Origin of the sequence: Streptomyces sp. Wb2n-11, assembly GCF_001049855.1 — a bacterium.
Taxonomy (GTDB): domain Bacteria; phylum Actinomycetota; class Actinomycetes; order Streptomycetales; family Streptomycetaceae; genus Streptomyces; species Streptomyces altiplanensis.
On record NZ_CVPB01000001.1, the window covers coordinates 1,702,547 to 1,727,807 of the forward strand.

Annotated in this window: 20 protein-coding genes and 2 pseudogenes; 3 read left to right on the forward strand and 19 right to left on the reverse strand. The window is 70.4% G+C overall.

Translation table 11 applies throughout. The features are described 5' to 3' along the window. Nucleotides 1-69: 69 nt before the first annotated feature. Nucleotides 70-302: pseudogene (locus tag BN1555_RS39625) on the forward strand (recombinase RecQ); the annotation flags it as partial. 204 nt (nt 303-506) lie between these two features. On the opposite strand, the gene BN1555_RS07505 reads toward BN1555_RS39625, so the two are convergent. The 16 genes from BN1555_RS07505 to BN1555_RS07580 all read right to left on the reverse strand — a co-directional run bounded on the left by BN1555_RS07505 (nt 507) and on the right by BN1555_RS07580 (nt 19,327). Continuing rightward, a complete protein-coding gene (locus BN1555_RS07505; protein ID WP_176709985.1) occupies nt 507-1,706 on the reverse strand; it encodes an amino acid kinase family protein in 1,200 nt (399 codons plus the stop codon). Continuing rightward, nucleotides 1,703-2,752: an aspartate-semialdehyde dehydrogenase gene (locus tag BN1555_RS07510; RefSeq protein WP_093798645.1), complete on the reverse strand. Its 1,050-nt coding sequence runs from the start codon at nt 2,750-2,752 to the stop codon at nt 1,703-1,705. The genes BN1555_RS07505 and BN1555_RS07510 overlap by 4 nt, the downstream gene beginning before the upstream one ends. Nucleotides 2,753-2,783: 31 nt before the next feature. Next, on the reverse strand, nt 2,784-3,758 hold the full coding sequence (locus tag BN1555_RS07515) for a GlxA family transcriptional regulator (protein WP_093798646.1): 975 nt from the start codon (nt 3,756-3,758) through the stop codon (nt 2,784-2,786). A 104-nt stretch (nt 3,759-3,862) separates the two neighbouring features. Beyond that, nucleotides 3,863-4,270 carry a response regulator transcription factor gene (locus BN1555_RS07520; protein ID WP_176709986.1) on the reverse strand — a complete coding sequence of 136 codons (408 nt, stop codon included), beginning with the start codon at nt 4,268-4,270 and terminating at the stop codon, nt 3,863-3,865. 175 nt (nt 4,271-4,445) lie between these two features. Next, entirely contained in the window at nt 4,446-5,903 is a 1,458-nt protein-coding gene (locus BN1555_RS07525; RefSeq protein WP_255305928.1) for an aldehyde dehydrogenase family protein, read from the reverse strand. Between the two features lie 54 nt (nt 5,904-5,957). Next, nucleotides 5,958-7,265: a hydroxyacid-oxoacid transhydrogenase gene (locus BN1555_RS07530; protein ID WP_093798648.1), complete on the reverse strand. Its 1,308-nt coding sequence runs from the start codon at nt 7,263-7,265 to the stop codon at nt 5,958-5,960. Between the two features lie 203 nt (nt 7,266-7,468). Then, entirely contained in the window at nt 7,469-8,704 is a 1,236-nt protein-coding gene (locus tag BN1555_RS07535) for an ATP-grasp domain-containing protein (protein ID WP_176709987.1), read from the reverse strand. Nucleotides 8,705-8,739: 35 nt separating this feature from the next. Further along, nucleotides 8,740-10,083 carry an MFS transporter gene (locus BN1555_RS07540; RefSeq protein ID WP_093798650.1) on the reverse strand — a complete coding sequence of 448 codons (1,344 nt, stop codon included), beginning with the start codon at nt 10,081-10,083 and terminating at the stop codon, nt 8,740-8,742. Between the two features lie 106 nt (nt 10,084-10,189). Beyond that, complete coding sequence (locus BN1555_RS07545; protein ID WP_141662823.1) at nt 10,190-10,633, reverse strand: MFS transporter; 444 nt, start codon at nt 10,631-10,633, stop codon at nt 10,190-10,192. Nucleotides 10,634-10,701: 68 nt separating this feature from the next. Then, complete coding sequence (locus BN1555_RS07550) at nt 10,702-10,923, reverse strand: hypothetical protein (RefSeq protein WP_093798652.1); 222 nt, start codon at nt 10,921-10,923, stop codon at nt 10,702-10,704. After that, nucleotides 10,920-12,029 (reverse strand): M14 family metallopeptidase, encoded by a 1,110-nt coding sequence (locus tag BN1555_RS07555; protein ID WP_093798653.1) that lies wholly within the window; start codon nt 12,027-12,029, stop codon nt 10,920-10,922. Before BN1555_RS07555 ends, BN1555_RS07550 begins: the two co-directional genes overlap by 4 nt. Before the next feature lie 93 nt (nt 12,030-12,122). Beyond that, nucleotides 12,123-12,890, reverse strand: a complete 768-nt coding sequence (locus BN1555_RS07560) for a hypothetical protein (protein WP_093798654.1) — start codon at nt 12,888-12,890, stop codon at nt 12,123-12,125. 11 nt (nt 12,891-12,901) lie between these two features. Next, the gene (locus BN1555_RS07565) at nt 12,902-13,630 is read right to left on the reverse strand and encodes a hypothetical protein (protein WP_093798655.1); all 729 of its coding nucleotides are present in this window, start codon (nt 13,628-13,630) and stop codon (nt 12,902-12,904) included. A 21-nt stretch (nt 13,631-13,651) separates the two neighbouring features. Further along, entirely contained in the window at nt 13,652-14,740 is a 1,089-nt protein-coding gene (locus tag BN1555_RS07570) for a hypothetical protein (protein ID WP_141662824.1), read from the reverse strand. Between the two features lie 196 nt (nt 14,741-14,936). After that, nucleotides 14,937-16,022, reverse strand: a complete 1,086-nt coding sequence (locus BN1555_RS07575) for a hypothetical protein (protein ID WP_093798657.1) — start codon at nt 16,020-16,022, stop codon at nt 14,937-14,939. Between the two features lie 1,145 nt (nt 16,023-17,167). Further along, complete coding sequence (locus BN1555_RS07580) at nt 17,168-19,327, reverse strand: RecQ family ATP-dependent DNA helicase (protein WP_093798658.1); 2,160 nt, start codon at nt 19,325-19,327, stop codon at nt 17,168-17,170. Nucleotides 19,328-19,617: 290 nt separating this feature from the next. Between BN1555_RS07580 and BN1555_RS07585 the strand changes: the two are divergent. Next, nucleotides 19,618-19,984, forward strand: a pseudogene (locus BN1555_RS07585) (helicase-related protein); the annotation flags it as partial. A gap of 339 nt (nt 19,985-20,323) precedes the next feature. Next, entirely contained in the window at nt 20,324-20,947 is a 624-nt protein-coding gene (locus tag BN1555_RS07590; protein WP_093803262.1) for a hypothetical protein, read from the forward strand. A 67-nt stretch (nt 20,948-21,014) separates the two neighbouring features. On the opposite strand, the gene BN1555_RS07595 is transcribed toward BN1555_RS07590, so the two are convergent. The 3 genes from BN1555_RS07595 to BN1555_RS07610 form a co-directional block, all read right to left on the reverse strand. Beyond that, on the reverse strand, nt 21,015-21,644 hold the full coding sequence (locus BN1555_RS07595; RefSeq protein ID WP_093798659.1) for a hypothetical protein: 630 nt from the start codon (nt 21,642-21,644) through the stop codon (nt 21,015-21,017). Nucleotides 21,645-21,704: 60 nt separating this feature from the next. Beyond that, a complete protein-coding gene (locus BN1555_RS07600) occupies nt 21,705-22,415 on the reverse strand; it encodes a ribonuclease HII (protein WP_093798660.1) in 711 nt (236 codons plus the stop codon). Nucleotides 22,416-23,463: 1,048 nt separating this feature from the next. After that, nucleotides 23,464-25,170, reverse strand: coding sequence for a DUF4153 domain-containing protein (locus tag BN1555_RS07610; RefSeq protein WP_255305929.1), 1,707 nt, complete (start codon nt 25,168-25,170; stop codon nt 23,464-23,466). Nucleotides 25,171-25,261: the final 91 nt, after the last annotated feature.

A 25,261-nucleotide genomic window follows, 5' to 3' on the forward strand; every position in this document is an offset into this window, starting at 1 on the left:
TGGATAACTTTGTCCACAGGCTGAAGGCCTCATTCGCGCAATGTCCGAGGCATCGGGTTGCATGGGGGCATGACCAACGCAGACCTCAGGTCCTCGGCCGATTCCGTACCCGCCCGCCTCGTCGGGGACACCACCGGCGCCGCCAGACCGCGCGAGGACCAGTGGCGGGCCATCAAGGCGCTGGTCGCCGGCAAGCGCCGGGCCGGTGGTGATCGTTTCGCCGCTCCTCGCCTTCATGCGCAACCAGGTGGAGGTAGCGGCGCGAGCCGGCATCCGCGCGGACGATCGACTCGTCCAACACGAGTGCTCCAGGGGGTGCCCGTGCGGGCCTCGTAGAGGGTTCCCGTCATCACCAGCCGGGGGCTGCCCCTCGGGACCTGTGGGTGATCACTGGCTCGGTCTTCGCCCGACCCTCGTCGGTCAGCAGCGGGACCAGTAGCGCACGGTGCCGCGCCGGGCGTGTCGGGCCGGGCGGCCCCGCCCGGTCCTGGTCCGCCCGGTCCGGGTCAGTCCAGCGGCTTGTTCTCGGGGGCAGGGGGCGGGCCCGGGCCGACCAGGACGTCGCTGTGGGGGGAGCGGGCCTTGGCCGGGGCGGGAACTGCCGGCCCCGAGGTGCCCGCGGAGTCCGGGTACAGCAGCACGTGGCGTCGGCGGGCCTCGGCCGCGGCGTCGGAGCGCGGCACCACGGCATGTTCGGTCCGGCCGTCCGCCCGCAGGGTGGTGACCAGGCACAGGCCGTCGAGGCGGCGCGCGGTCCGCAGGTGCCGGGGCGCGCCCCGCGCTCCGGCCGGCACCGTGAGACACGCCTCGCTAGCGGTGTCGAACTCGGTACCCCCCAAACCCTCGGCCCGCAGTCGTCCGGCCACCACCCGGCGTTCCCGGCCGGACCGGAAGCACCACACCTCGCTGTCCTTGTGCACGACGACCGCAGCCGCCTCCGGTCCCGTCCCCACGGCGGTCCCGCCCTCCGGGTCCTCGCTCCAGGGAAAGGGACGGCACAACAGCCGCACCCCTCCGCGCTCCGCCCAGTCCACGGCGCCCTCATGGACGACCTTGGCGCCGTGACGGGACATCCGGCGCACCCCCTCGTAACTGATTCGGGAAAGGGTGCGGGCCTCCGGCACCAGGTGGGGGTCAGCGGTGCAGACGCCGGGCACGTCGGAGAAGATCTCGCACGTGTCGGCGCCCAGCGTGGCGGCCGTCGCCGCCGCCGAGAGGTCCGAGCTGTTGCGGCCCAGCATGACGGTCCGCCCGGCCGCGTCGACCGCCTGGCCGCCGGGGACGACCGCGATCGGGCAGTCGGCCAAAACCTTGGACAGCGCCTCGGAACTGGCCGAGGTCAGTCCCGCCCGGTCGGCGGGCCCCTCGGCGAGGAGCCCGGTGCCCCCCGCCGGGAGCGGGCATGCGGGTACGCCCTCGGCATCGAGTGCGGCCGCGAGCAGAGCGACGCTCACCGTCTCGCCGGTGGTCAGGAGCATCGCGGCGGCGTGGGCGGGCGGGTCGGCGGACAAGGCGTCCAGGGTCTCCTGGAGTCTGCCCGTGGTGCCGGACATGGCGCTCACCACGACGACCAGCGGGCGCTGCTCCTCGGTGCTGCGGCGCACCGCGTACCGGGCCACCCGGTGGTAGCCGTCGAGGTCGGCGAAGGCGGAGCCACCGAACTTCAGCACCAGCGGGCGGCTATTGGGCGTGCGGCGGGCCGTCATCCGAGCCATCCGTTCTTCACGGCGAGTTCCACGATCTGCAACGCGTTCAGCGCGGCCCCCACCCACAGGTTGTCGGCGACCACCCAGAGCGCCACCGCCCTGTCGTCCTCCGGCTCGACGCGTATGCGGCCGACGTGGACCAGGGCCCGGTCCTCGGGCCGGGCGAAGACAGTACGGGGCATGGGGTAGGAGGGGCTCTCCGACCGGCGGTAGACCCGAAGACCGGGTGTCGCGGCCAGGGCCGCCTCGACGGACGCGACGGTGACCGGCGTACGCAGCCGGATGTGCGCGGCCTCGGAGTGGCAGTCGAAGACCGGCACCCGCACCGCGGTGGCGCTCACCCGAAGGTCGGGCAGGCCGAGGATCTTGCGTGGTTCGCGGACGAGTTTGCGTTCCTCGTGCGTGAGCCCGGTGTCGTCCTGCAGCCCTATTTCGGGGACGAGGTTGAAGGGCAGGGGCTGCCCGAAGCGCCCGCCGGTGGCTCCCTGCGCACGGGGGTCGTCCAGGATGGCCCTGGAGCCCTCCGCCAGTTCCCGCAAGCCGCGCACGCCGCCGCCGGACGCCGCCTGGTAGGTCGCCACCACGACGCTCTCCAGACCCGCCAGTTCGTGCAACGGGTTCAGGGCCCGCACCAGCTGGATGGTCGAGCAGTTGGGGTTGGCCACAAGGTTGGACCCCGGCCGGTCGTCGAGCGCACCGGGGTTGACCTGCGGCACCACGAGCGGGACGTCCGGTCGCATCCGGAAGGCGGAACTGTTGTCGACGACCAGCACCCCCGCCGAGGTCAGCCGCTCCGCCTCCCGGTCGCTCACCTCCGCGCCCGCGGAGAAAATGGCGACATCCAGACCTCGGGGGTCCAGGTCGTTGAGGGTGACCAGTTCCGCCATGGGCAGGGACAGTCCCAGTTCGGTGCCCAGGTCCCGGCCGACGCTGCGCGCCGACCCGACGGGCACCACCTGTTCCACGGGCACGATCCCACCGTCGAGCAGGGCCAGGCACTCCCGGCCCACTGATCCGGTGGCGCCCACTACCGCGATGCGCAGCATTCCCAGCCTCCTGTTGACCCCGCAAAGGGGTTCAGTGCGTGGTTGTGTCGGGTGACCGGCCCCGGAAGGCACGCCGGTACGCGTTGGGGGTGGTGTTGAGGAGGCGCACAAACTGGTGCCGCAGGGCGGCCGCGTTGGCGAATCCCGTACGCGCCGCCACCGCCTCCATCGTCTCGTCGGTGTTCTCCAGCAGCCGCTGGGCGCTCAGCACCCGTTGGGCCAGCAGCCAGCGGTAGGGGGTGGTCCCGGTCTCCATCCGGAAGCGGCGGGCGAAGGTGCGCGGCGACATGCAGGCCCGCGCCGACAACTGCTCGACGCTGATCTCCTGGTCCAGGTGCTGCTCGGCCCAGGCCAGCACCTCGCGCACGCCGTCCTCCCCGTAATGCGCCACCGGCCGTTCGATGTACTGGGCCTGGCCGCCCTCCCGGTGCGGGGGCACCACCATGCGCCGGGCGATGGCGTTGGCGACGTCGCTGCCCTGGAGCTTGCGCACCAGGTGGAGGCAGGCGTCGATCCCTGCGGAGGTGCCGGCCGAGGTGAGGATCGGGTCTTCGTCGACGTAGAGCACGCCCGGTTCGACCTGGGCCTTGGGGTAGCGCTCGGCCAGTGCGTCGGCGTACCGCCAGTGTGTGGTGCAGCGCCGTCCGTCGAGCAGCCCCGCGGCACCCAGGACGAAGGCGCCGACGCAGACGCTGACCACCCTGGCACCGCGGGCCACCGCCTGGCGCAGGGCCTCCAGAAGGGCGGGCGGGAAGTCCCGGGTGTGGAAGTCGTCCCCCACCGGGATGGCGATGAGATCGGCGGCCTCCAGCCGGTCGAGCCCGTGGGGCGTGCTGATGGTGAATCCGGGCACTGCCCGTACGGACAAGGACTCCGCGGCGACGAGCGCGAAGTCGTACGCGGGCAGCCCCTCTTCCTGGCGGTCGATCCCGAATACTTCGCATACGACACCCAGCTCGAACGGATGGACGTTGTCGAACAAGACCGCGGCTACATTCTTCAGCATGGGACCAATGTGGCAGAAATACGTGGTGTTCTGACAGTCCGCCCGCTGTCCCATGGCTGGATTGGCCCTCATACTCACGGCATGGGCCTTGAAGCGTATGGGAGTCACTCACTCGCACTCATGGACCCAGACGCGTCGTTGAAGGGCTCACCAATGGAGACGATTCCGCTGCGGATGCCCATTACAACGGCTTGTGTGCGATCGGATGCGCCGACCTTCATGAAGACTGCGGACAAATGGTTCTTCACCGTCTTCTCGGATATTCCGAGTGCCTTGGCCACGCGCCGATTCGAATTGCCCTGGGAGATGAGTACCAGAATCTGGCGTTCGCGGACCGTCAGCAGGGCGAGTGCTTCCCGGGCCGCGAGCGTTTCCTCGGAGGGGGACGGGTCGGCGGCCTGCCGCTGGCCGTCGGCGTCGGCCCGTAAGTCCTCGATCAACTGCTCTTGGACTTCGAGGGCGAGCTGCGCCTCGTCCAGCGCCCTGTGTACCTTGGCGACGACTTCGGCCAAGGCCGCCACGGGCTGCGTGGGCGCCCCACATGACTGGCAGCACCGTTGGCCTCTCAACTCCACGACCGACCCTCGCGCAACACGCGACATCAGGTGAACTCCCTCCAGCTATGTGAACTGAACGAACCGCTCTTCTCGTAAGGTCCGGGCTGTGCGAGTGAGTCGACGCAACGGGTCAGGAAGGAAGCTCCGCGTGGATCGCCACCGTCTTGCACCGCGTGTATTCGTGCAGCGCCACCAGCCCCTTCTCCACTCCTATCCCCGAGCGTCGGTAGCCGCCGAACGGCAGCTCGACTCCCCCGGCCGCGCTGTAGTTGTTCACGAACACTTGCCCCGCCCTCAGCCGCTGGGCGAGCCAGTGGGCGGTGGTCACGTCGGACGTCCAGATTCCGGCGGCCAGACCGTACGTCGTGTGTTCCGCGAGTTCGACCGCTTCGTCCAGCGAGTCGAAGCCCGTCACGCAGAGGACCGGACCGAATATCTCCTCGTTGAACACCCGGTGTTCCGGGGTCACCTGGTCGAGGATGGTGGGCTCCACGTAGAAACCCTCGGTGTACCTCTCCCCTTCGGGTACTCCACCGCCGACGCGGACCACGGCGTCCCGTCGGCCCTCGGCCAGGTAGCCGAGTACCCTGTCGCGCTGTTTCGCGGAGATGAGCGGACCCATGTCGGGATCGTCGATCCCCGGGCCGAGACGCAGGGAGCGAAACCTTTCAGCAAGCGCGTCCACCAACTCGTTGTGGACAGACCGGTGGACAAGCAGCCGGCTTCCGGCCGAGCAGTTCTGCCCCGCGTGCTCGGTGATCGACTCCACGATCTGCGGCACCGCCCGCGCGGCGTCGAAGTCGGGGAGCACGAGGTGCGGCGACTTCCCGCCGAGCTCCAGTGTGACCGGCACGATGTTCCGCGCCGCCGCGGTCATCACCGCCTCGCCGACCTCCCGCGAGCCGGTGAAGGCGAGGCGGTCCACGTCGGGATGCGCGGCGAGTGCGGCGCCCGCTTCCCTTCCGTAGCCCGGCACGACGTTCAGGGCTCCCGTCGGAAGTCCTGCTTCCTCAACGATGTCGGCCAACCGGAGCGAGGTCAACGGCGCGTCCTCGGCCGGTTTGAGGACACAGCAGTTTCCAGCCGCGAGGGCGGGTGCCACGGTCCTGGCGGCGATCTGCAGCGGGTAGTTCCACGGGATGATGTGACCGCACACGCCGTAGGGCTCGCGCAGGGTGAAAGCCAGTCGGCCCGGCTGCTGCTGGATCGTTTCACCACCGAGCGCCTCGACGGCGTTGGCGTAGAAGTCGAAATATCGGGCGGCGATGTCGGCGTCGACCAGCGACTGGCTGAGCGGCTTGCCGGTGTCGAGCGTCTCCAGTCTGGCCAGCTCCTCGCGCTCGGCTCGCAGGGTGTCGGCGATGCGGTGGCAGACCCGGGAGCGCTCCACCGGCGTCGTGAACCGCCAGACCGTCTCGTACGTGTGCCGGGCCGCCTCCACGGCCGCCTGGACCTCGGCCGGGCTACAGCGGGCGACGCGTGCGAGAGGACGGGCGTTCGACGGATCGAGGACGTCGATCCACCGCGTGGTGGGAACCTTCTTCCCCGCGATGACAGCCATGTACTCCGGTATCACTGCTTCACTCACGGGTGCATCCAGCTCCTTGGCGCGGTGGGGGAGAGGGGCCGCACTGCTTCGGTGTCAGCCGGCCATCGAACCGGCGATGATTCGCTGGAGGTCGCGTGAGGTGACGTCACGCGGGCAGCACACCAGCAGCCGCTGCTGCTTGAGCGCGCCCTCGACGAGTTCGGGGAGATCCTTCGTGGAATAGCCGAAGTCCCGCAGCCCGGCGGGCCCTCCGGTGTCCGCGACGATGCTCAGCAACGTGGCCGGAAGTATGTCCGAACCATTGGCCTCGGTCACGCCGTTGAGGTTCGCTCCGAGCAACTCGGCAGCGCGCAGGTGGCGTTCCGGAGACGTCGGGTACGTGAACTCGAAGGCCGCCGCCGCGGTGGAGACGACCGCGGCTCCGTGCGGCACCATGGCATGGTCGACTTCGTATCCGTCCGGTCGGTAGTCGCGAACCAGCCCGGCTACGGGGTAGGCGCAGGCGTGCGGAATGTGGGTTCCGGCATTGCCGAATCCCATCCCCGCGAAGCTCGCCGCCCGGCTCATTCCCGTACGGGCTTCCAGGTCGGCGGAGTTGAGCACGGCCCGCCTGAGGTAGCGGCCCACCAGTTCCAGCGCCTGCTCCGCCCACACGTCGCTGATCGGATTGGCGCCGATGTACAACGGCCGGTCCCCGGGCGTGGGGTACGGGGGGCGCCGGTCGTAGGCGCGCGCCGTGTACGACTCGCAGGCGTGCGTCAGGACGTCGTAGCCCGAAGAGGCGGTGACCGCCGGGGGCAGCGTCAGGGTGTTCACCGGGTCGACCAGCGCCAGGGAGGGCAGCAGCCGCAGGTCGCTGATCCCCGTCTTCACGTTCAGGTCCGTGACACCGAGGGCGACCATGGCGGTGCACTCGCTGCCGCTGCCGGCCGTGGTGGGCACCGCCACCAGCGGCTTGAGCGGGCCGGGAATCGGGGCCCCGGCGCCGATCGGCGCATTCAGGTAGTCACGTACCGGGCGGCCGGGGTAACTGAGCAGCAGGTTCAGCATCTTGGCGGTGTCGATCGAGCTGCCGCCGCCGAGACCGACGTAACCGTCCACCTGGAGGGATTCCAGTTCACGAGCCGCCTCGGCGCAGCTCTCGTCGGTGGGTTCCACCCGGGCCCGGTCGAACAACACGACCGAGATCCCCTCCTGCTCGATCCGCTTGGCGACACGGGCGGGCAGTCCGAGACCGGCCAGGACGGGGTCGGTCACCAACAGCACCGACGTGATACCGGCCTTGCGCAACTCGTGGCCGATTTCCCGGGTGGCGCCGACACCGAATTTCAGCGGTGGAGCCTGCCAACTGATTATTCGTTCCTGCTCCGACGCATTTTCATCCCACCCGAACGACTCCACAGACCGCTCCCGCCTTCATTCACTGAACTTGGAAACCCGACTGAGAAAAATATGGCGAACGGCGACACGTAGACAGATTGCTCGGCCAACTCGACGAAATGACGTCGCCGTTCACACAGAATTCGACCGGGTGAGGGCCACACTAACCAGTCGGTTTCGGTCCCGCCATAGGACTAGAGTCCTATGGCGGGATCGGCCCGGTGTCAGGTCGTCACGGTCACCCGTGTCTCGATCTCCCTGACCCGCGCGGTGTCCGCGTCGAGGGCGTCCTGGTCCGGCCCGGCAAGGATGACCCAGCCGAGGCTGGTGAACAGGTCCTCCGTGCGCGGGACCTGCTCTCCGTTGCGGTAGGGCAGGCCGAGTCGTTGGAATGTGGGCAGGTCATGGAGCGCGTCCAGCGCCTCCACGTCGGCCAGGGTCCCCGCGTGCGGGCTGGACAACCACAGCACCCGCGTCGGTTGCTCGATCCGGTACGACGGGGTGAACGTGCCCTCCAGGTGGTGGCGGACCGTGCGGTCGATCTGACTGTCCCCGGTGGCCAGCCGTGCGGAGTACTGCAGACTGCTTCCGGCCAGCCGGGCGGCGATCTCGATCAGCCGCGGGCCGTCGGCCGTGAGCATGATTTCGGTGTGCGTGCAGCCGGTGCGGATCCCGACCGCCTGCGCCACCTGCCGGGTGTACTCGCCGAGCATCGTCGCGATCGGGTCGTCCGGCTCCAGGTAGTCGACCGCGTCGTAGATCCCGATGCGGTCGTTCTTGGCGGACTTGCTGTAGCGACTGACCGAGACCAGGCCGAACTGTCCGTCCACCGAGTAGGTGTCGACAATGTACTCGGTGCCCGCCGCGAACTCCTGGACGAGCACAGTGTCGTTGACGATGTCGAATCGGTTGACGGAGCCGAGGAGACGGTCGAAAGTCGGCCTCCAGTCCTCCCCGACGTCCACTTTGTGCACGTCGTCCGTGCCACCGCTGCGGCGCGGCTTGAGCACCAGGGGCCGGTCCTCGAGGCCGTTGCCCGCGATCCAGGCGGCGACCTCTTCCGGGTCGGCGGTGGCGATCTGCCGCAGATGGGGGATGCCGGCCGCCGCGACGGTCTGGGCCATGGGCCATTTGTCCCGACGCGCCTCGGACAGTTCGATCACGTTGCCCGTGCCCGGCATGAGGACATCTACCAGCTCGTCCACCAGCATGACCGCGGACTCGTTGCCCGGCACGATGGCTACCGGCTCGTAGCCCTTCACCGTCCGTACGAGTTCGTCGAAGTCCCCGTCGTAGTGGTGCGTCCGGAAGAACTTCTCCGGCGTCCAGGTGCGCCGGTAGGAGTTCAGGGGGCCTGGTGTGCTCAGCACGGCCACCGGTTCGACGCCTCGCTCACGGAAGGCGTTCGCGTACTCGGCCGCGCCGGAGTAGGGGTCGACCAGAATCACGTAGCGGGACATTTTTTCCTCCTGAGATTGTGACAACTCCACGTGCTTCATTTGTCGGCGGCGGCCTCCGTGTCATCGAGGCGTCCCACGGGCCCGGCGCGGGTGTCCGGCTCCTCCTGCGGCGCTTCGCGGTCGGCGTCCACCGGGCGTACGCCCAGCCACGCGGCGCCCACCGCGAGCAGTCCGACGGCCCCGCACCCGAGCCACAAGCCGTTGCCGAACTCGCTCCAGACGGTGACGCCGACGAACGGGCCGACCGCGGTGCCCAGTCCGTACAGGGAGTTGGACGCGCCCAGGTAGCGCCCGCGCAGCTCGGGCGGTCCAGCCTGTGCCGGGTAGGCGAAGAAGAGCGTGGGATAGCCGATGATCTCGCCGAGCGACCACACGAGGGTCGCGATCACCAGCGCGGCGAGCCCCCAAGGCAAGGCGTACAGGCTCATGCCGATGCCGGTCAGGCCCACGCCGGCGATCACCGCGATCCGGGCCGGCCAGCGCTGCACGACCTTGGCGACCAGCAGCTCGCAGGCGATGACGAGCGCGCCGTTGAGCGCGACCATCGCCGCGTACACGGCGGTGCTCAGGCCGAGGTCATGGACCATCAGCGGGAGGGTCGAGACGTACTGGATGTAGATCATGGAGCTGGCGAACATCGCCAGCAGGAAGAGCAGATAGCGCCGGTCGACGAGCACCGTCAGATAGCTGGCCTTGCGCTCCTGCGACGTGCCGGTCCCCGCCGTGCTCCTGTCGTCGCTCCTGCCGTCGGCCGTGGACTGCCCGGCGCGGGGCAGGGTCGCCGCGGCCACCGCCGCGAACACGAGGACCGCCGCGGCCTCGCCCCAGAACAGGAAGTCCCACGACACCTGGACCATGGCCGCGCCCAGGAGCGGTGCCGCCGTGGTACCGAGGTTGATCGCCAGCCGGACCATGGCGAAGATCATGACCTGGCGTTCGGCGGGGATGAGCTGGCTGATCATGCTGGTGGAGGCGGGCCGGTAGGCCTGGCTGAGTGCTCCACCGACCGCGATCACCGCCAGGATCATCACGTAACTGTCCAGGTACAGGACGGCGGGCAGCAGGACCGCCGAGCTCACCAGGGTCCACATGATGGTCAGACGCGGACCGATCCGGTCGGACAGCCAGCCGCCGGTCAGGACTCCCAGCACGGTGCCCGCGCCGTAGACGCCGAGCGCGGCGCCCGCCTGGGAGGTGGAGAAGCCCCGCTGGGTCATGTACAGGACCATGAAGACCTGGATGAAGCCGCCGAGCCGGTTCACCATCGTGCCGACGAGCAGGGACTTCACTGCGGTCGGCGACTCCCGCCAGACCGTTTTGACTCCGGCGTGCGCCGGCTCCGTCTGGCCCTCTGCGGGCGTTGTATCGCTACTGACCATCTGATTACTCTGCGACACGGCAGGTGAGCGGCAACAGTGACCTTGCTGACGGACATCCACGAATTCCTGCCACGCGCCGGTAGCGGCCACCGGGCTCCGCGCGACTTCAGCGGGGCGCCGTCGGTCCGTGCGCCAACGTGACCCGGTGTCCGCGGGCTCGTCCGCGCCCGTCCGCGTGTGTTCGGCCCGTGTGTTCGGCCCAGCGCCCCGCGGCCGGTATGAGCGCGCCGGCCCCGGCGGGCGGGACGCCCACGAGCCACCACCCGGCCGGGCCCCGCTCGACGCACACCGCGATGAGCAGGGCGGGACCGATCGCCGCGCCCGGGCCGGACCCCATGCCGAGCAGGCCCTGGTACCGGCCGGTCGCGTGGCGCGGGGCGAGGGAGAAGGACGCCTCGAAGCCCTCTGCGGCATGCCGGAGTTCCCCGGCGGTACGGAGCACCGCCCCCGGCCACCAGGAGCAGATACGCGGTACAGGTGTCAGCCTGCCCCCCACCGGCCGCCAGCGCGCCAGTTGAGCCACGGTTTCGCCGGGGCGTGCCTGGTCCACAGCCGGGACGACAGGGTGGCCGCGTCGTTCGTCGCGCCGACGCCGAAGACGGTGGAACCGCCCACCAGCTACCTGATCGGACCGTCCGGGCGGCGACCGCCCGCCGACGCCCGCTGCCCGGCACCGCGGGAGACGCGGCAGCCGGGGGTGTCGTCGTTGACAACGTTGGAGACGTGGTTCGCGGGACGGAAGTACATCAGGTACGGCAGCCACCGGATGTCGCCGCGGCCGTCGGACTTCTCCGCGTACTCCAGCATGTGCGGGGTGAGGGCGGCTCTCCGGGACGTCACGCGGCCTCCCCCTGCTTGGTGTCGGCGAGGCCGACGACGGCCTGGTCGAAGACCTCACGCGCCCGCTGGAGGACCTGCTCGCGCCAACGCGCGTCGTCCGCGGGGCAGAAGGCGTCGCGGATCAGCCGCTTGAGGTCGGAGCGGACGGCGTCGTTCGGCGGATGGTGCCGGTGCAGCCAGGTGTCGGCGCACAGCGCCAGCAGCACCTCGGGGCCCGGCTGGGTACCGAACTCCAGGGTGATCGCGGTCAGTCGGCTGCCGGCGTCGAGGCCGTCCGCCACCGCGGTCGCCGTGTTGCCCACGATCGGCGTGGAGGAGGAGGTGCCGTGCTCCGAGACGGTGAGCGCGTCGCCGTACCACCGGCGGGCCCGATGGTGGGCGCCGGCGTCGCGGCCGCCGCGGAAGATGGGTTCGCCGACGCCGCGTTCGCCGAGACCGGTGTGCAGGTCGATGTAACCGATGTGGGCGGCGCCGGCGACCTGCTCGGCCACCACCGTCTCGAACACCCGCCGGGACCAGGTCGGCGCGTGTCCGCCGTAGAACAGGCCGTCGGGGTGACGGTACTGGCCCCTGGTCACGGCCTCCTGGAGACGCTGCGGGCCGAGCCGGTCGCGGAGCGCGGTGAGGTTCGCGACCAGCTCTCCGGGAGAGAACTCGGCGGCGTCCGTCGGCACCAGCGTGCGGTGCACGGTGTCGTAGGCGCCGTTGTGGGGCAGGGCGTCGTGGTAGACGAAGTTCCGGTTGAGGTCGACGTTGTCCTCGTTGACACGCCGCAGGTAGGCGAAGCCGTAGGGGTTGAGGGCGTGGACGAGCAGCACGCCGGTCGTGGTCCCGGCGGCGGCCTTCGCGACGCCTTCCCGCAGCAGGATCCCGGTCTGGCAGGCCGAGCCGCAAAAGCCCTCGATGCCGTGTGTCCCGGACACCGTCACCAGGAGCTTCGCCGGGTCGGACGGCCCCAGATAGGCGGTGTCGACGCAGAGTTCGCCGCCGTCGGGCCCGCTGTGCCCGGGCAGGGTGAAGGTCCTCAGGCGTGCGCCCGCCTCCTCTGCGGCGGCCAGGAAGTCCGCGCGTGCCCGGGAGTAGTCGAGGGGAAATGCGTCTGCCATGCTGCCTCGCCTTCCTGGAGTGCGTGGAGTGGTGGTGCGGGCGACGGGCCCGGAGCCTCGTAGGGGGCGCCGGACCCGGCTGGCCGGCAGGGCTCAGCTCTGCCCGGAGGACAACGGCAGCCCCAGGGCCGTGAGGATCGAGTGCGCCCCCGCCTGCGTGGGTACGTGCAGCAGGCACAGCACCCGGTCTCCCGGCTCCGCGTGCTCGGCGAAGTACCGGTTGGCCTCGGGCACATGGCTCAGCGGCCTCTCCCGGTACAGGTCGACCGGACGGCCGATGCCCGGGACGACTCCGCGCACCGGGTCGAAGGCCGCTCCGGGTGCGAGTGCCTCGCTCACCTCGGCCGCCAGGGCCGCCTGGCTGTCGTCCTTGCCCGCGAGGTCCGGGTACATGCTGACGTCCGGATGACCGCTGAACGCCGACATCGCGCAGTGCACCACGGGGTTGTACGTCTTGAGCGCGATCACCTCGGGGAACGGGCGGCCGTCGGCGAGCAGCCGGGCGAAGTGCCGCGCCCAGCTCTCCTTGAAGATCGCGCCGTTGCGGTACGCGTCGCCCACGAACTGGATCATGATGTGCAGACAGGGGCGCCCCGACGGGATCTCCGCCCATCGGGAGGTGAGCAGCGCGACAACCCGGTCGCGCTGCCGGTCCACCCCGATGACGACATGGTCGGCTTCCGTCAGCATGTCGCGGCGGAGCGTGAACAGCTGCCGGGTGTGCAGTCCCGGCATGGCGAGGACCAGACCGTCCACGATCCACTTCTCGGTCTCGGTCGGCAGCTCCCGGCCGGGCGGCAGAGTCAGTACCTCGACTCTCTGCCGCCCGTCGGGACGCGTGGCACGGTCGTCGTCAGCCACCGCCGCCCCGCTCAGACCTCGGCCGCGGTGGGCAGCGGAGCCCGGGAGTCGCTCTTGCCGAGCACGGTGAGCTGGTGCAGCTCCACGAAGTAGAGCTTCCACAGCCAGTAGATGTTGTCGAGGTGCTCGGCGACCTTCTGTTCGTCGGCCTCCGACGTGACCAGTGTGGACAGCACCCGCCACACGAAGTCGTCGTGGTCGTCGTCGAGGTCGGTGTTGACGTGGGCGCGGGCGCCCTTGACGTTGTCCTCGCCGAGGACGTCGCCCAGGTTGTCCAGCCAGTCGGGCTGGGTGCGCGTGGTGACGTACTCCACGAAGTACACGCTGGTGATCAGCGCCAGCGGGCTGTCCTCGAACTCCATGCCGTACTGCAGGTATCCGGTGAGCAGCTTGGTCGAGAGCAGCGGCTCCGTGGAGTAGATCTGGTCCTTGGTGACGCCGACCTTGGCGAGGTCGGCGGCGAACAGCCGGTCGTGCAGCATCTCGTCGTCGGTGTAGTGCGCCCACGCCTTGGCCTGTACCGGGTCCACCTTGGTGAAGTACTTGATGGCCAGCGCGTCCACGGTCCGCTTGCGGCGCAGCCGCAGGATCGTCTCGATGTTGTGGCGCCTGTAGTAGTCGAGGTTCAGCTCGGAGGAGTTCTTCTGGTGCTGGGCGTACGGGACCGTCTCGTAGAAGTCCTTGATGAAGGTGTCGAGGGTCGCGTCGACCTTCTTGCGCAGTTCGGGGTTGATCGTCATGGCGTGCTTCACTCCTTGGGGTCAGTGGCAGCCGCAGCTCGCGCTGGAGACGCGCTGCATCCGGCCGCGGCGTACCGCCTTGCGGGCGCCGAGGACGGCGGTTCCGTCCGATGTCACCAGCGAGCTGCGGGGGCAGAGGAAGGCCAGGGCGAAGCGCGTGGCCGGCGTGATTCCCAGTCCGAGGTTCACGACACCGCTGGTGGCGCCGTACGCCTCGTTCGGGCCGCAGTTCGCTGGAATGATCTCCGTGGTGGTGTTGATCCCGAAGCCGAGTTCCCAGATGACGCGGTAGCGCGGATCGTCGGTGAGGAGCTTCTCCAGCTCCACGGCGGCCGACGCCGCCCCCGGCGTCTGCGGGGTGACGCCCTCGATGCTTCCGGCGGCGATGTGCAGCGTCACGGCGTTGGAGACGAGTGGCGAGAGCGCTTCGAACAGCCGTTGCTGGTCGGCGCCGTCGGCCGGGTCCTCGTGACGGTGGACGACCGGCCACCCGCGCAGGGTCAGATCCCCGTTGAGGCCGAGCAGCCGGGCCTCCGGTTCGAAGGTGGTGATGTCCGCGGCGGTGACGCTCAGCTTGCCCGAAGGGAAGATCTGCTGGTCGCCCGCTTCCAGGACGCCCGCCTGCTGGTTCCAGACGCACTCGCCGACCGTGTGGTCGAACTCGGCCTCCGTTCCGGAGGCGTCGTCGACGATCGTCAGCCGGTCGCTGTCGCCCACCAGGTCGAAGAACTCCTCGGCCATACGGGCGTGTTGGGCGACATCGGTGCGGGCGGCGGTGCTCAGGAAGTAACGGACGTGCTCGTCGGTCAGCGGCGTGGACCCGGCCGGCAGCACGGCCAGCTTGCGCCCGCCCAGCTCCTGCGGGGTCGGCGAGTCGAGGAACAGCCCGGGGCAGACCGCCAGCACGTGCGCGTCCGGGGGGACGCTCCGCGTGATCAGCTCGCCCAGGCGCGTGCCGGGTGGCAGCGTCAGATGGAGTACGCGGGAATACCCATCACCGGGGAACAGGGAAATCGGCTCACCGTGCTGTTCACTCGTAACGAGACAGAATGTCTCGACCGGCTCGCCGAACTGATCGAAGTCGCTTGTCCTTAAATCCAGCGGTGACACGGGTGAACTCCCTAGAAAAAACGATGGGAACCCCGTGGCGGGGCATTGCGCATGCCCCGCCACGGGTCGGTACTCAGCCCAGGAGCGTGCCCAGGTAGTTGCGGTTCTTCTGCACCTTGATCTTCTTCATGGAAAGTCACCTCCTGTTTGATTTATTTTCTTGCATTCACCCCGACGGTCGGACGGTCGTGATCCGCTATGCGGCGGCCACGACCCTCTCCACCGCGGGGTGGTCCGGGTGGCCGATCACCGCGACTCCATTACTGGTCAGCACGCGGGTGTCGGGCGAAATGATGTCCAGGTGGTACTGGGTGTACGGAGTGAGTCCGAGGCCGAAGTGCAGGCAGCCTTCCGTACCGCCGTACACCTCGTTCATGGCATGGTTTCCGGGCAGGATGTCGTGCGAGGTGTTCAGGGCGTGGCCGATCTCCCACACGATCCGGTAGCGGGAGTCCACGGCGAACATCTGCTCCAGCATCGCCACGGCCGGCGCCGCTCCGGCGTCCAGCGCCTCCAAGCGCCTGATCCTGCCGTCCTCGACGGTGGCCTTGATCGCGTTGTCGTGCATCGCCCAGAGCTGGGAGTGGATACGGGCCTGGTCGATCCGGGAGAAGGAGGGGGTGCCGTTGTGCAGGATCGGGTAGCCGCGCAGCGTGATCTCGCCCTCCAGCGGCAGCTTCAGGGCCTCGTCGAACTCCCTGATCTCGACCGGCAGTACGCTGATCTCACCGGACGGGACGATCTGCTGGTCGCCCCAGTCCAGCGGTCCGGCCTGCTGGTTCCACACCAGGCCGTCGCGCAGGTGGTCGAGGGTGGCGCGGGTGCCGTGCACGGGGTCGACGTACACCAGGTGGTCCGCGTCCTCGGCGAGTTCGAAGAAGGTGTCGCAGAATGCCGCCTGGTCGGCTGCCGAGGTCCGTTCCATCACACCGAGGAAGTGCCGGATCTCCTCGAGGCCGGTGGGCGTCGAGTTGCACGCCATCCCCATGATCTTCCGCTGCCCCACCAGATCGGGATCCGGCGATTCGAAGAACCTGTGGGGAGAGATCACCAGCACGTGCGCGGGTTCCGGGATCTTCCTTTCGAGGATTTCCTCGAAGCGGTCTCCCACATCCAGCGTAATGGTGAGGAAGTCCCGGTACGGTGCCGTTTTGACGACTTCGATCCGATCGACCAGCTCGGAATTCGTAATCAGACAGAAGGTGCTTCCGGTGGCTTCTCCGAACTGGCTGAAGTGGCCCGGATCAATTGTTACCTGCGCGGACACGATCACTCCCATCATGGCCTCTGCCTATTTCCTCGCCGTGGTCATTACTTTGGCTTGCCGCAGAGCCTCTGCGCTATAGGACGATGGTCCCTGCCCTCTCTTTGGCCGCTAGTACTTCCGCCTGTGTCCGCACGTGACGAGGTGACCGCCCAGGCGGACTCGGCCAGTGCCGTGTACTTCTCCGCGCCGGGCGGGGCCGCCGCGTTCCTGCCAGACTCGCCGGGCCCGTGGAGCGTCAAGCCGCGCGACGCAACGGGAAGCGTGGGAGTGAGCCTGCCGACCCGCCCCGTCGAGCTGTCCGCCGCTCTGGACCTCCTTCCCGGTCAGGAGCCGTTCCTGGTCGAGGAGTTCGTGACGGAACCCGAGTTCGACGGCGAGGGCAGTCGAGGGTGTTTTCCTGAACGGCTCCCCCGAGATCCTCGCCGTCACGGCGAAGGAGAAGGTGCCGCCGCCGTACTTCGTCGAGGTGGGGCACGTTCTGCCCGCCGGACTCCCCCGCCCCGTACGCGCGAAGTCCGGTCATCAGGTCACCGCGGGCCCTGGGTCTGCAGACCGGGGCTTCCACGTGGAACTGTGGCTCACCGCGGGCGGGATGGTCTCGGGGAGGTCCACGGCCGCTGCGGCGGCGACTGGATCCACCGCGTGCTCGAGTACGCGATCCCGGGACTGAACCTCTTCGCGCGGTCTACGAGGACCTGCTGCCGGAACTCCCCGGCCCGGCCCGCCGGAGTCCGCGCCGGTACGGGTCGCGGCCGTGCGCTGTCTCGTACCCTCTCCCGGACGGCTGGTGTCTCTTGGGGACGGGGAGGACGTGCGTGCCCAGCCGGACGTCACGCACGCGAAACCGGCCGACCCGATACGGTCCGAGACGGCGTCGGAGTCTGCGGGGACGTGACGGGGGGGCAGACCGGGCGTTCTGCCCACTGGGGGTGGCGACAGTGATCACTGACCTGTGATCCCGAAGAGGGTGAGGGCCTTCTGGACCGGTGTGGATTGCGAAATCTGCACCGGCGACCACTGGACCGAGCGGCTTGCCCGGAAGGGGCGGGACTTGATGCCCGCCAGGGTGAAGGTGCGGGGCTTGGGCAGAGCCGGGTTCCACCGCGAAGCCACCCTCGCGCCTGCCGAGCGTCGAGTGGGAGGTGCCGAGGAATGAAAGCTCAGCCTCCCGCAGCGAGAACCAGCGGAAGAACCTGTTCGCTGCCTGCCTGGCGGAGCAGGCGGGCAGCGACCGCGAGGGTCCAGCCGGAGTCGGTGCAGTCGTCCACGAGCAGGACGGGGCCTGGAGAGCCGGCCAGGGCACCCGCCAGCTCCGCAGAGACGGCGAAGATCCCGGACAGCGCCCTGAGGCGTTGGGCGGAGTTGCTGCGGCGTGCGGCGTGCGCGCCGCTCGGCCCGGTGTACGTCAGCGCGCCCAGGAACGGGAGGCGGCCGATGGTCGCAATTCCCTCGGCGAGGGAACCGACCAGTTGCGGGCGGGTCAGGGACGGTACGGCGACGACTCCTACCGGCCGGGCCGAGGCATCCGGGACGTTCGGCGCCCAGCCGCCCGGAGAGCGCGCCCAGTCGGCGAGGACCGCCACCGCGGCCTGCAGGACATCGTCGGGGACCGGCCCGTCGGGCGCGTTCTCGGCCAGTAGCGGGCGCAGTCGGTTGCCCCAGCCGATGTCCGAGAGCCGGCCCAGGGCACGCCCGGTGGAGCACTGCTCCTTGGCCGGGATGCGCCCCTTGAGGTCGATGCCCAGGGCGGGCATCCCCGTCGGCCACATCCGGCGCGGCTCAATCTCCACCCCCGGGCGATCCAGTTCCTTCGCCGCCCCCGTCAACGTCTCCGTCGACACGGACGAATCGACCCAGGCTCCCGCGCAGTTGTCGCAACGACCGCACGGCATCGCCCCCTGGTCGTCCAGCTGCCGGCGCAGGAACTCCATCCGGCACCGGGACGTGCTCACGTAATCGCGCATGGCCTGCTGCTCGACCGCCCGCTGCCGCGCCACCCACGCATACCGCTCGGCGTCGTACACCCAGTCGGCTCCCGTGGCCGTCCAGCCGCCCTTCACCCGCTTGACCGCGCCATCGACGTCGAGCACCTTGAGCATGGTCTCAAGCCGGGTACGCCGAAGATCCACAGCCGCTTCCAGGGCCGGCACGGACAGTGGCCGCCCCGCGTCGGCGAGGGTCGAGAGGGTCTGGCGGACCTGCGTCTCGGGCGGGAAGGCGGTATCGGCGAAGTAGCGCCAGATGGCCTCGTCCTCCTTGCCCGGCAGCAGCAGCACATCGGCGTGGGCCACGCCGCGCCCCGCGCGCCCCACCTGCTGGTAGTAGGCGATCGGCGAGGACGGCGAGCCGAGATGGACCACGAAGCCCAAGTCCGGCTTGTCGTAGCCCATGCCCAGCGCAGACGTCGCGACCAGCGCCTTCACCCGGTTCTCCTGCAGGTCGACCTCGGCCTGCAGCCGGTCTGCGTTCTCCGTCTTCCCGGTGTAGGAGGTCACCTTGAAGCCGCGCTGCCGCAGGAAGGCGGTGGCCTCCTCGGCCGCCGCGACGGTGAGGGTGTAAATGATCCCCGAGCCCGGCAGCTCGTCCAGGTGCTCGGCGAGCCACGCCAGGCGGTGCGCGGCATCCGGCAGCTGCACCACGCCCAGCCGCAGACTTTCCCTCTCCAGCGGACCGCGCAGCACCAGGGCCTCACTGGCTCCGGTACCCAACTGCTCCGCCACGTCCGCCGTCACGCGCGCATTCGCCGTCGCGGTGGTGGCCAGTACCGGCACACCGGCGGGAAGCTCGGCCAGCATGGTCCGCAGCCGGCGGTAGTCGGGGCGGAAGTCGTGACCCCAGTCGGAGATGCAGTGCGCCTCATCGACCACGAGCAGACCGGTCGTGGCCGCGAGCTTGGGCAGCACTTGATCGCGAAAATCAACAGAATTGAGGCGTTCCGGACTTACGAGGAGAACGTCGGTCTCGCCGCGCTCGACCTCCCCGTAGATGGTGTCCCACTCCTCCGGGTTGGCCGAGTTGATGGTGCGCGCCTGGATACCGGCCCGCGCCGCCGACTCGACCTGGTTGCGCATCAATGCCAGCAGCGGCGAGATGATCACCGTGGGGCCGGAGCCACGCCGACGCAGCAGAGCGGTGGCAACGAAGTACACCGCCGACTTGCCCCACCCCGTCCGCTGCACCACCAGCGCCCGCCGGCGCTCCTCCACCAGAGCCGCCACCGCCTGCCACTGGTCCTCCCGCAACCGGGCCGAACCCCCCGGGGCACCGACGAGCTCGGCGAGGATGACGTCGGCTTCAGTGCGCAGCTCCAGGTTGTCCATACCCCCATGCAACCCGATGGCACTGACAATCGGCCAGCTCACCCATAGTTACGCCCTGACCACAAGCGGCCCACCGGCCACGCACCGATCAAGGACAGCCAGGCCGGAGCGCTCGGCCCACCCCTCCCCGGTCGGCATGTTTGCGCAGGCCGGAGCAGTTATTTCACCCGGAGTTCGAATGCCCTCTCAGTCCCGTGCGCCCCCAGCGGCTGAACAACCCCGCCTTCCGCGACGAGGTGCTGCCCGAACCGGCCGTCGCCACCGGCCTGCTGGTGGCGGGCGAGGCCCGTGCGTCGTACACCGGCAGGACGAGAACGCGGAGCGGATGCGGGCCGGGAAGGGTCTGCTCGCCAACCGGCTCAAGGCTCTCGTCGCCACCTCCGCGCTGGGCACGGGCCTCGGCAAACCGGATCTCGGTTCCGCCGTGCGCCTGGGCTCGCCCCCCTCCCCCATCGCCTGCTACCAGCAGGCGGGCCGCGCGGACCGTGGTGTGGCCCACGCCGAGGCACTGCTCCTGCCGGGTCGCGAGGACGAGGCGATCCGGCAGTACTGCGCCACTTCGCCTCCGTCGCCTCCCCGCCGGAGGAGCGGGTACGCCGCACTCTCGACGCGCCGGCCACGGCGGGGCGCCCGCTGTCGCTGCCCGCGCTGGAACCGACCTGCTCGTCGACGATCGCCAGGACACCGGCTGGACGCTCGCGGTGGCGGCCAGGCTGCTGCGCCGGGCCGGAGCGGAGGGGAGGGGGTGTTTCCACTGGTCCTCGCCGTTCAGACGTGAGCGGGAGGCATTGCCCGCGGCCGGCTTGGGCAGGGATATCCACGTCATACCCGAAGATTTCAGTCGGCCGCGTCAATTGCTCGTTGCCGCACGCCCCACGGGGCAGCGAGAATTGGACCGCTCCCCCGCACGGCCCGCCTGTGGACCGGAAGGGCTGTGCCGCGGTGCGCCCCAACCGACCCTGCCCATCCTCTGGGCGCGTATGCGAAGGGAGGACAGTGACCTTCGGATTCGCTCCGTCCGCCGCCTCGTTGAACCCCGCCGACACCGTCAGCCGTCTGGGCCGGACACTCGAACCGTCCGAGTGGGCGGCCGCAGGCATACCGCTGCTGCGCAATCCGCGTGAAGTCGTCAGCGGACTGCACGCGCGGCATCGCCCCACACCGGCCACAGCAGTCGTCGCCGTCCTCGACACCGAGGAACGGCTCACCGCAAGCGCCTCGTTCGTCCGGCGCTCCGTCCCCGCCGACGGCTGGGAGTTCCGCAACGTCCTGCTCGCGCACCTGCGCCGCGTCATCCCGCACGACCTGCGCCGCCGCACGCCCGTGCGGACCGCCGTGCTGCTCTACTGCCGCGACGGCGACGAGCGCTGGACCGAGGAGGACGGGGCGTGGATGTGGGGTCTGCGGGACGCCTGCACGCTGCACGGGCTGCGCTGCGGCGCGTACATCACGCTGACGCACAGCGGCTGGCAGGTGCTCGGCGAAGGCCGTGGCGGCCGTCGCCCGAGCACCGGATCACACCCGGTCGGCCTGGCGGAAGCCGAGGCCGAGGCCGAGCCGTCCCCGCCGCGCACGGGCGGCGGGGCGGCGGACGCGCTGCGGCGGGCGGTGGCCCGCTGAAGCGGTCCGCCGGCCTGCGCGCCTCTCGCCCGCCCCGCGGACCGCAGGGCCTGCGCGGGCGTACGCCTCAGACGCCCGCGCCGAGCACCGCGTTGACCCGCTGCGGGTCTCCGCACACGATCAGCAGCGTGCTCGCACGCGCCTTGGCGGACGGCAGCGCACGAGTCAGCACGTCGTCGCTTCCGCCGCCTTCGCCGTTGACCGCGACGATGACGACGGGCCTGGCGGCAGCCCGCTCCGCGGCGGCTGCGTCCGCGTAGAAGACGTCGTCACGGGCATCGTGCTGTGCCCAGTAGGCGGCTTCGCCGAAGGACAGCTCGTGAGCGGCCCAGGGGTGCTGCTCACCGGTGGTGAGCACCAGGACGTCGCCCGGCGCGCGGCCGGAGTCGAGCAGCACGTCGACCGCCTCGTCGGCGGCGTCGAGCGCGCCGTTCGCCGGAGCGGGGATCAGCTGGATCTGCGGCACGGAACGATTCTCCTGCCGCGGGGACGGGGACCGGCCACCGGGTGTGTGCGGCCGCTGCGCCGGAGGCGCGGGCCTGGCCGGGCCGGGCACGGGACGTCCGGGACGCGGCGTGGCCGCGGTACGCGGACCGGGTACGGGACGGGGGGTCGACGCGGGACGGCCGGTGGCCGGAGTGACGCGGGGACCCTGGGCGCTCTCGTGAATCTGAGGCTCCTCGGGGGAGAGAGGCATGAGTGGATGTCTATCAAATGCCGCCGCGAAACGCAGCAGCGGGTAGGCACATGCGTGCGGTCAGAAATCGAAGCCGAGTTGGCCCCCGTTTTCCAGAGCGGCGGCCTCCGCCGGGATCCGGGTCTTCTTGAGGTGCTGCCACCGGGGCAGCGCGTCGAGATAGGACCAGGAAAGCCGGTGGTACGGGGTGGGCCCCCGCTCCGCGAGCGCCGCCTTGTGCACGGGCGAGGGATATCCCGCGTTGGCCGAGAAGGCGAAGTCGGCGAACTCCCCGGACTCCGCCTCCAGTTCGGCCATCATCGCGTCCCGCCGCACCTTGGCGATCACCGAGGCGGCCGCGACCGCGATGCATGACTGGTCGCCCTTGATGACCGTACGGACCTTCCAGGGCAGCCCGAGGTAGTCGTGCTTCCCGTCGAGGATCACCGCGTCCGGCCGCACCGGCAGCGCCTCCAGGGCGCGTACGGCGGCGAGCCGCAGCGCGGCGGTCATCCCGAGTGCGTCGATCTCCTCGGGCGAGGAGTGTCCGAGGGCGTGCGACGTGACCCATCCCTCGAGGATCGCGGCAAGCTCGGCACGGCGCTTCGGGCTGATCAACTTGGAGTCGGTGAGCCCGTCGGGCGGGCGGCGCAGACCGGTGACGGCCGCGCACACGGTGACGGGTCCGGCCCATGCTCCGCGCCCGACTTCGTCGACACCAGCGATGATCTTGGCACCGGTGGTGGCGCGCAGTGAGCGCTCGACGGCGTGGGTGGGTGGTTCGTACGGCATGGCGCAAGACAGATTACGCCGCCGGAGTCCGCCGGGACACCCCGGGCGGAACCCGGGGCCCGCCAAGGACGAAAACGGGCCGGGGCGAGGGGCGGAACGAGGGCCGGGCAGCCGGTCACCGCTCGCAGGAGCGGCACCATGGCCCGGTCGATCGTCTCGGCAGTCCCCCCGTCCACCCCTTCGCTCCCGCACACCTTCGAGCGGTACGCCATCAGACCGGGGGCGCGTCGAAGACCAGGTCGCCGGCGGTGTCGGGCCAGGCATCGCCCCGCTCGATCCCACAGCGTACGACCTCACAGAAGAACCGGGTCGGAGGCTCGGTCAGCGGACACAGAATCACTGCGCGGAACCATTCCGCCACCGCACCGTCGCATTCGTGAAGCACCGGGCACAGCGCGAAGCCGATTGCGGAACACATCGCTCCGCGCACCCGCCGACAGAGCCGGTGAAGATCTTCGCGGATGCTGCCCGGTCCGGCGCCTCGTCGAGATCTCGCAGTCCGGATCGCGGGGCGTCCGCGACGCGGTCCTCCCCGGGGCCGACGGCGGCAGACGGCAGCCTTGAGGACCGTCCGTCCACCAACTCCCCTTTCCAGAACTCGTAGTGACTGCCTCTCGGCTACCTCCGTCGCACAAGCCGGACGCGGCCCGGCTGTGGCAGGTACTCACGGCGCGGGCGCTCCAGGGCATGAGCGGCGCGCTCACCTCGACCGTGGACACGGTGCCCCCGGCGTACGGATCCCTCCGCGCCGCCGGCGCCGGGGGGACTCCCCGGTGCCGGAACGGACTCCCGCCGCCTTGGGGCACCCTGTGCTCGCCGAAGGCATACCGGTGGCGTTCGGGGGACGTCGGCCCGAGCTGACTCGCCGTCGCCGACGCGCTGTTCGCCCTCCGGGTGCGCGGGAGCGGCCTGGAAGCACTCGGCGGAGCGGCCGCCGCCGCGGGGCCCGGGACGGCCTGAGGACGACGCGGCCGAAGAGAACCGGAACGGGCCGGGGGCGGAGCCGCAGTGCGGCTCCGCCCCCGGCCCGTTGACCTCCGACGGTCGGTCAGTACTCGCTGTAGGGCCCACGCCCGTCGCCGTACGTACCGAGCTTCCGGCACTCGGTCTCGTCGACGTCCAGGGGGCGCTCTTCGATGATCTCGCGCGCCCTCGCCACACCGAGGCTCGTCGCGTACCAGGGCTCGTTCTTGCCGTCGAGCCGTTCGGCGATGCCCACCAGCGCACAGGAGCGCTGCGGCTCCGGCAGCCTGTCCAGTGCCGGTACGGCGTCGGCCGACAGGTCCTGGAAGTAGTGCACGTCGAGCTTCTCGGGGGTGTCCTTGTAGCGCGCCGCGTTCTGCTCGGCGACCAGCCCGTCCGGCGAGACCAGGCCGAAGGCCAGTACGGCGGCCGCCGCGCTCGCGGCGACCGCGCGCGGCAGCCAGCGGGCCCCCAGGACCCCTGCCACCATGATCAGCACGATCACCAGACCCAGCCACAGCTCGACCGCTGCCACCGAGATGCGCAGCCGCGTCAGACCGTACGCGTCGACGTACAGGTCCATGCGGCGCAGCGCGGATGCGACGACGACCAGCGTGAGGACGCACAGGGTGCCGAGCACCGAGCGCACCAGGACTCGGTCGCGGTCCGTGCCGCGCGGGGCCCAGCGCAGTGCGACGGCGACGACCAGAAGGACCAGCAGGGTGACCCAGAGCAGCTGCCAGAAACCCTGGCGCGCGTACTGGGCGTACGTCAGGCCGGTCTCGCTGAGCACCTTGCGGTAGCCGCCGAACAGGACGGCGAGCTGGACGGCGATGAAGGCGGTGAAGAGGAGATTGAGCACGACCAGCGGAAGTGCCCATTCCGCGCGGCCGCGCGCACGCCCCGGCCGTATCTCCAGGCGGTCCCAGCGCAGCGGAGCGGCGGCGGTGCGGGCAGCGGCGAGGGCGCCCACCAGGCCGAGCGCGAAGAGGAAGATCCGCCAGGGGCTGTCCGCGACGGAGACGTCGGGCGTGAGGCCGCCGAGCAGACCGGCGAAGGCGGCGTCCGCGGAGGCGAAGAGCGCGCCGAAGACGACCAGCAGTACGGCGGCGACCAGGGCCGTACGCACCATGGGCGCCCAGCGGCCGCGCGACACCTCCGCCCGCTCGCGCATACCGCGCCAGGCCCAGGCCGGGCCGGAGGCCAGCGAACCGAAGATGCCCAGGGAACCGGCGAGGACACCGGCCCAGGTGCGGTTGCCGTGCAGGGCGAGCGAGCCCAGCGCCAGCGCGGACACGCAGGCCAGGAAGGTCGGCCAGCCCGCGTCGCGCAACGCCGGAACGGCCAGCAGGGCCAGGCCGCCGACTGCCCAGACGAACGTCCAGGGGCGGAGGCGGCGGCCTGCCGCCCGGGCGGCGAAGCCGGCGGCGAGCGCGGTCGGCACCGTCACGAAGAGCAGGTTCAGGCCCAGGCCCTCACCGAGCAGCAGGGCGCTCAGCAGGGCAGTGGCCAAAGCCGCCACGAGCGTGGCGGGGCGGATCCCGGCGGGCGGTCCGGGCCGTACTGCGATCAGCCACTTCGGCGGCCCGGGCGACGGCCGCGGTCCGGCCGGTGGCGGTGGCCAGGGCTGGTAGCGCTGGGGCTGCGTCGCCCTGCTGTGCTGTTCCCGGTACGACATCCTCGGCTGCGGCTGCGCGGCCGAGCTCTGCGGCGCGGCCTCCACGCCGCGCCCGGTGTCGGACGGTTCAGCCGGTGTGGGCGGTATGGACGGTGTGGACGGCGTATCGGACACGGGACCCCCTCCCGACCGGGCGGGGAGACGGCAGGGGTGCCGTGACCGGGGCCCGGTGTCTCGTAGACGCACGCCCCTCATGATCAACAGG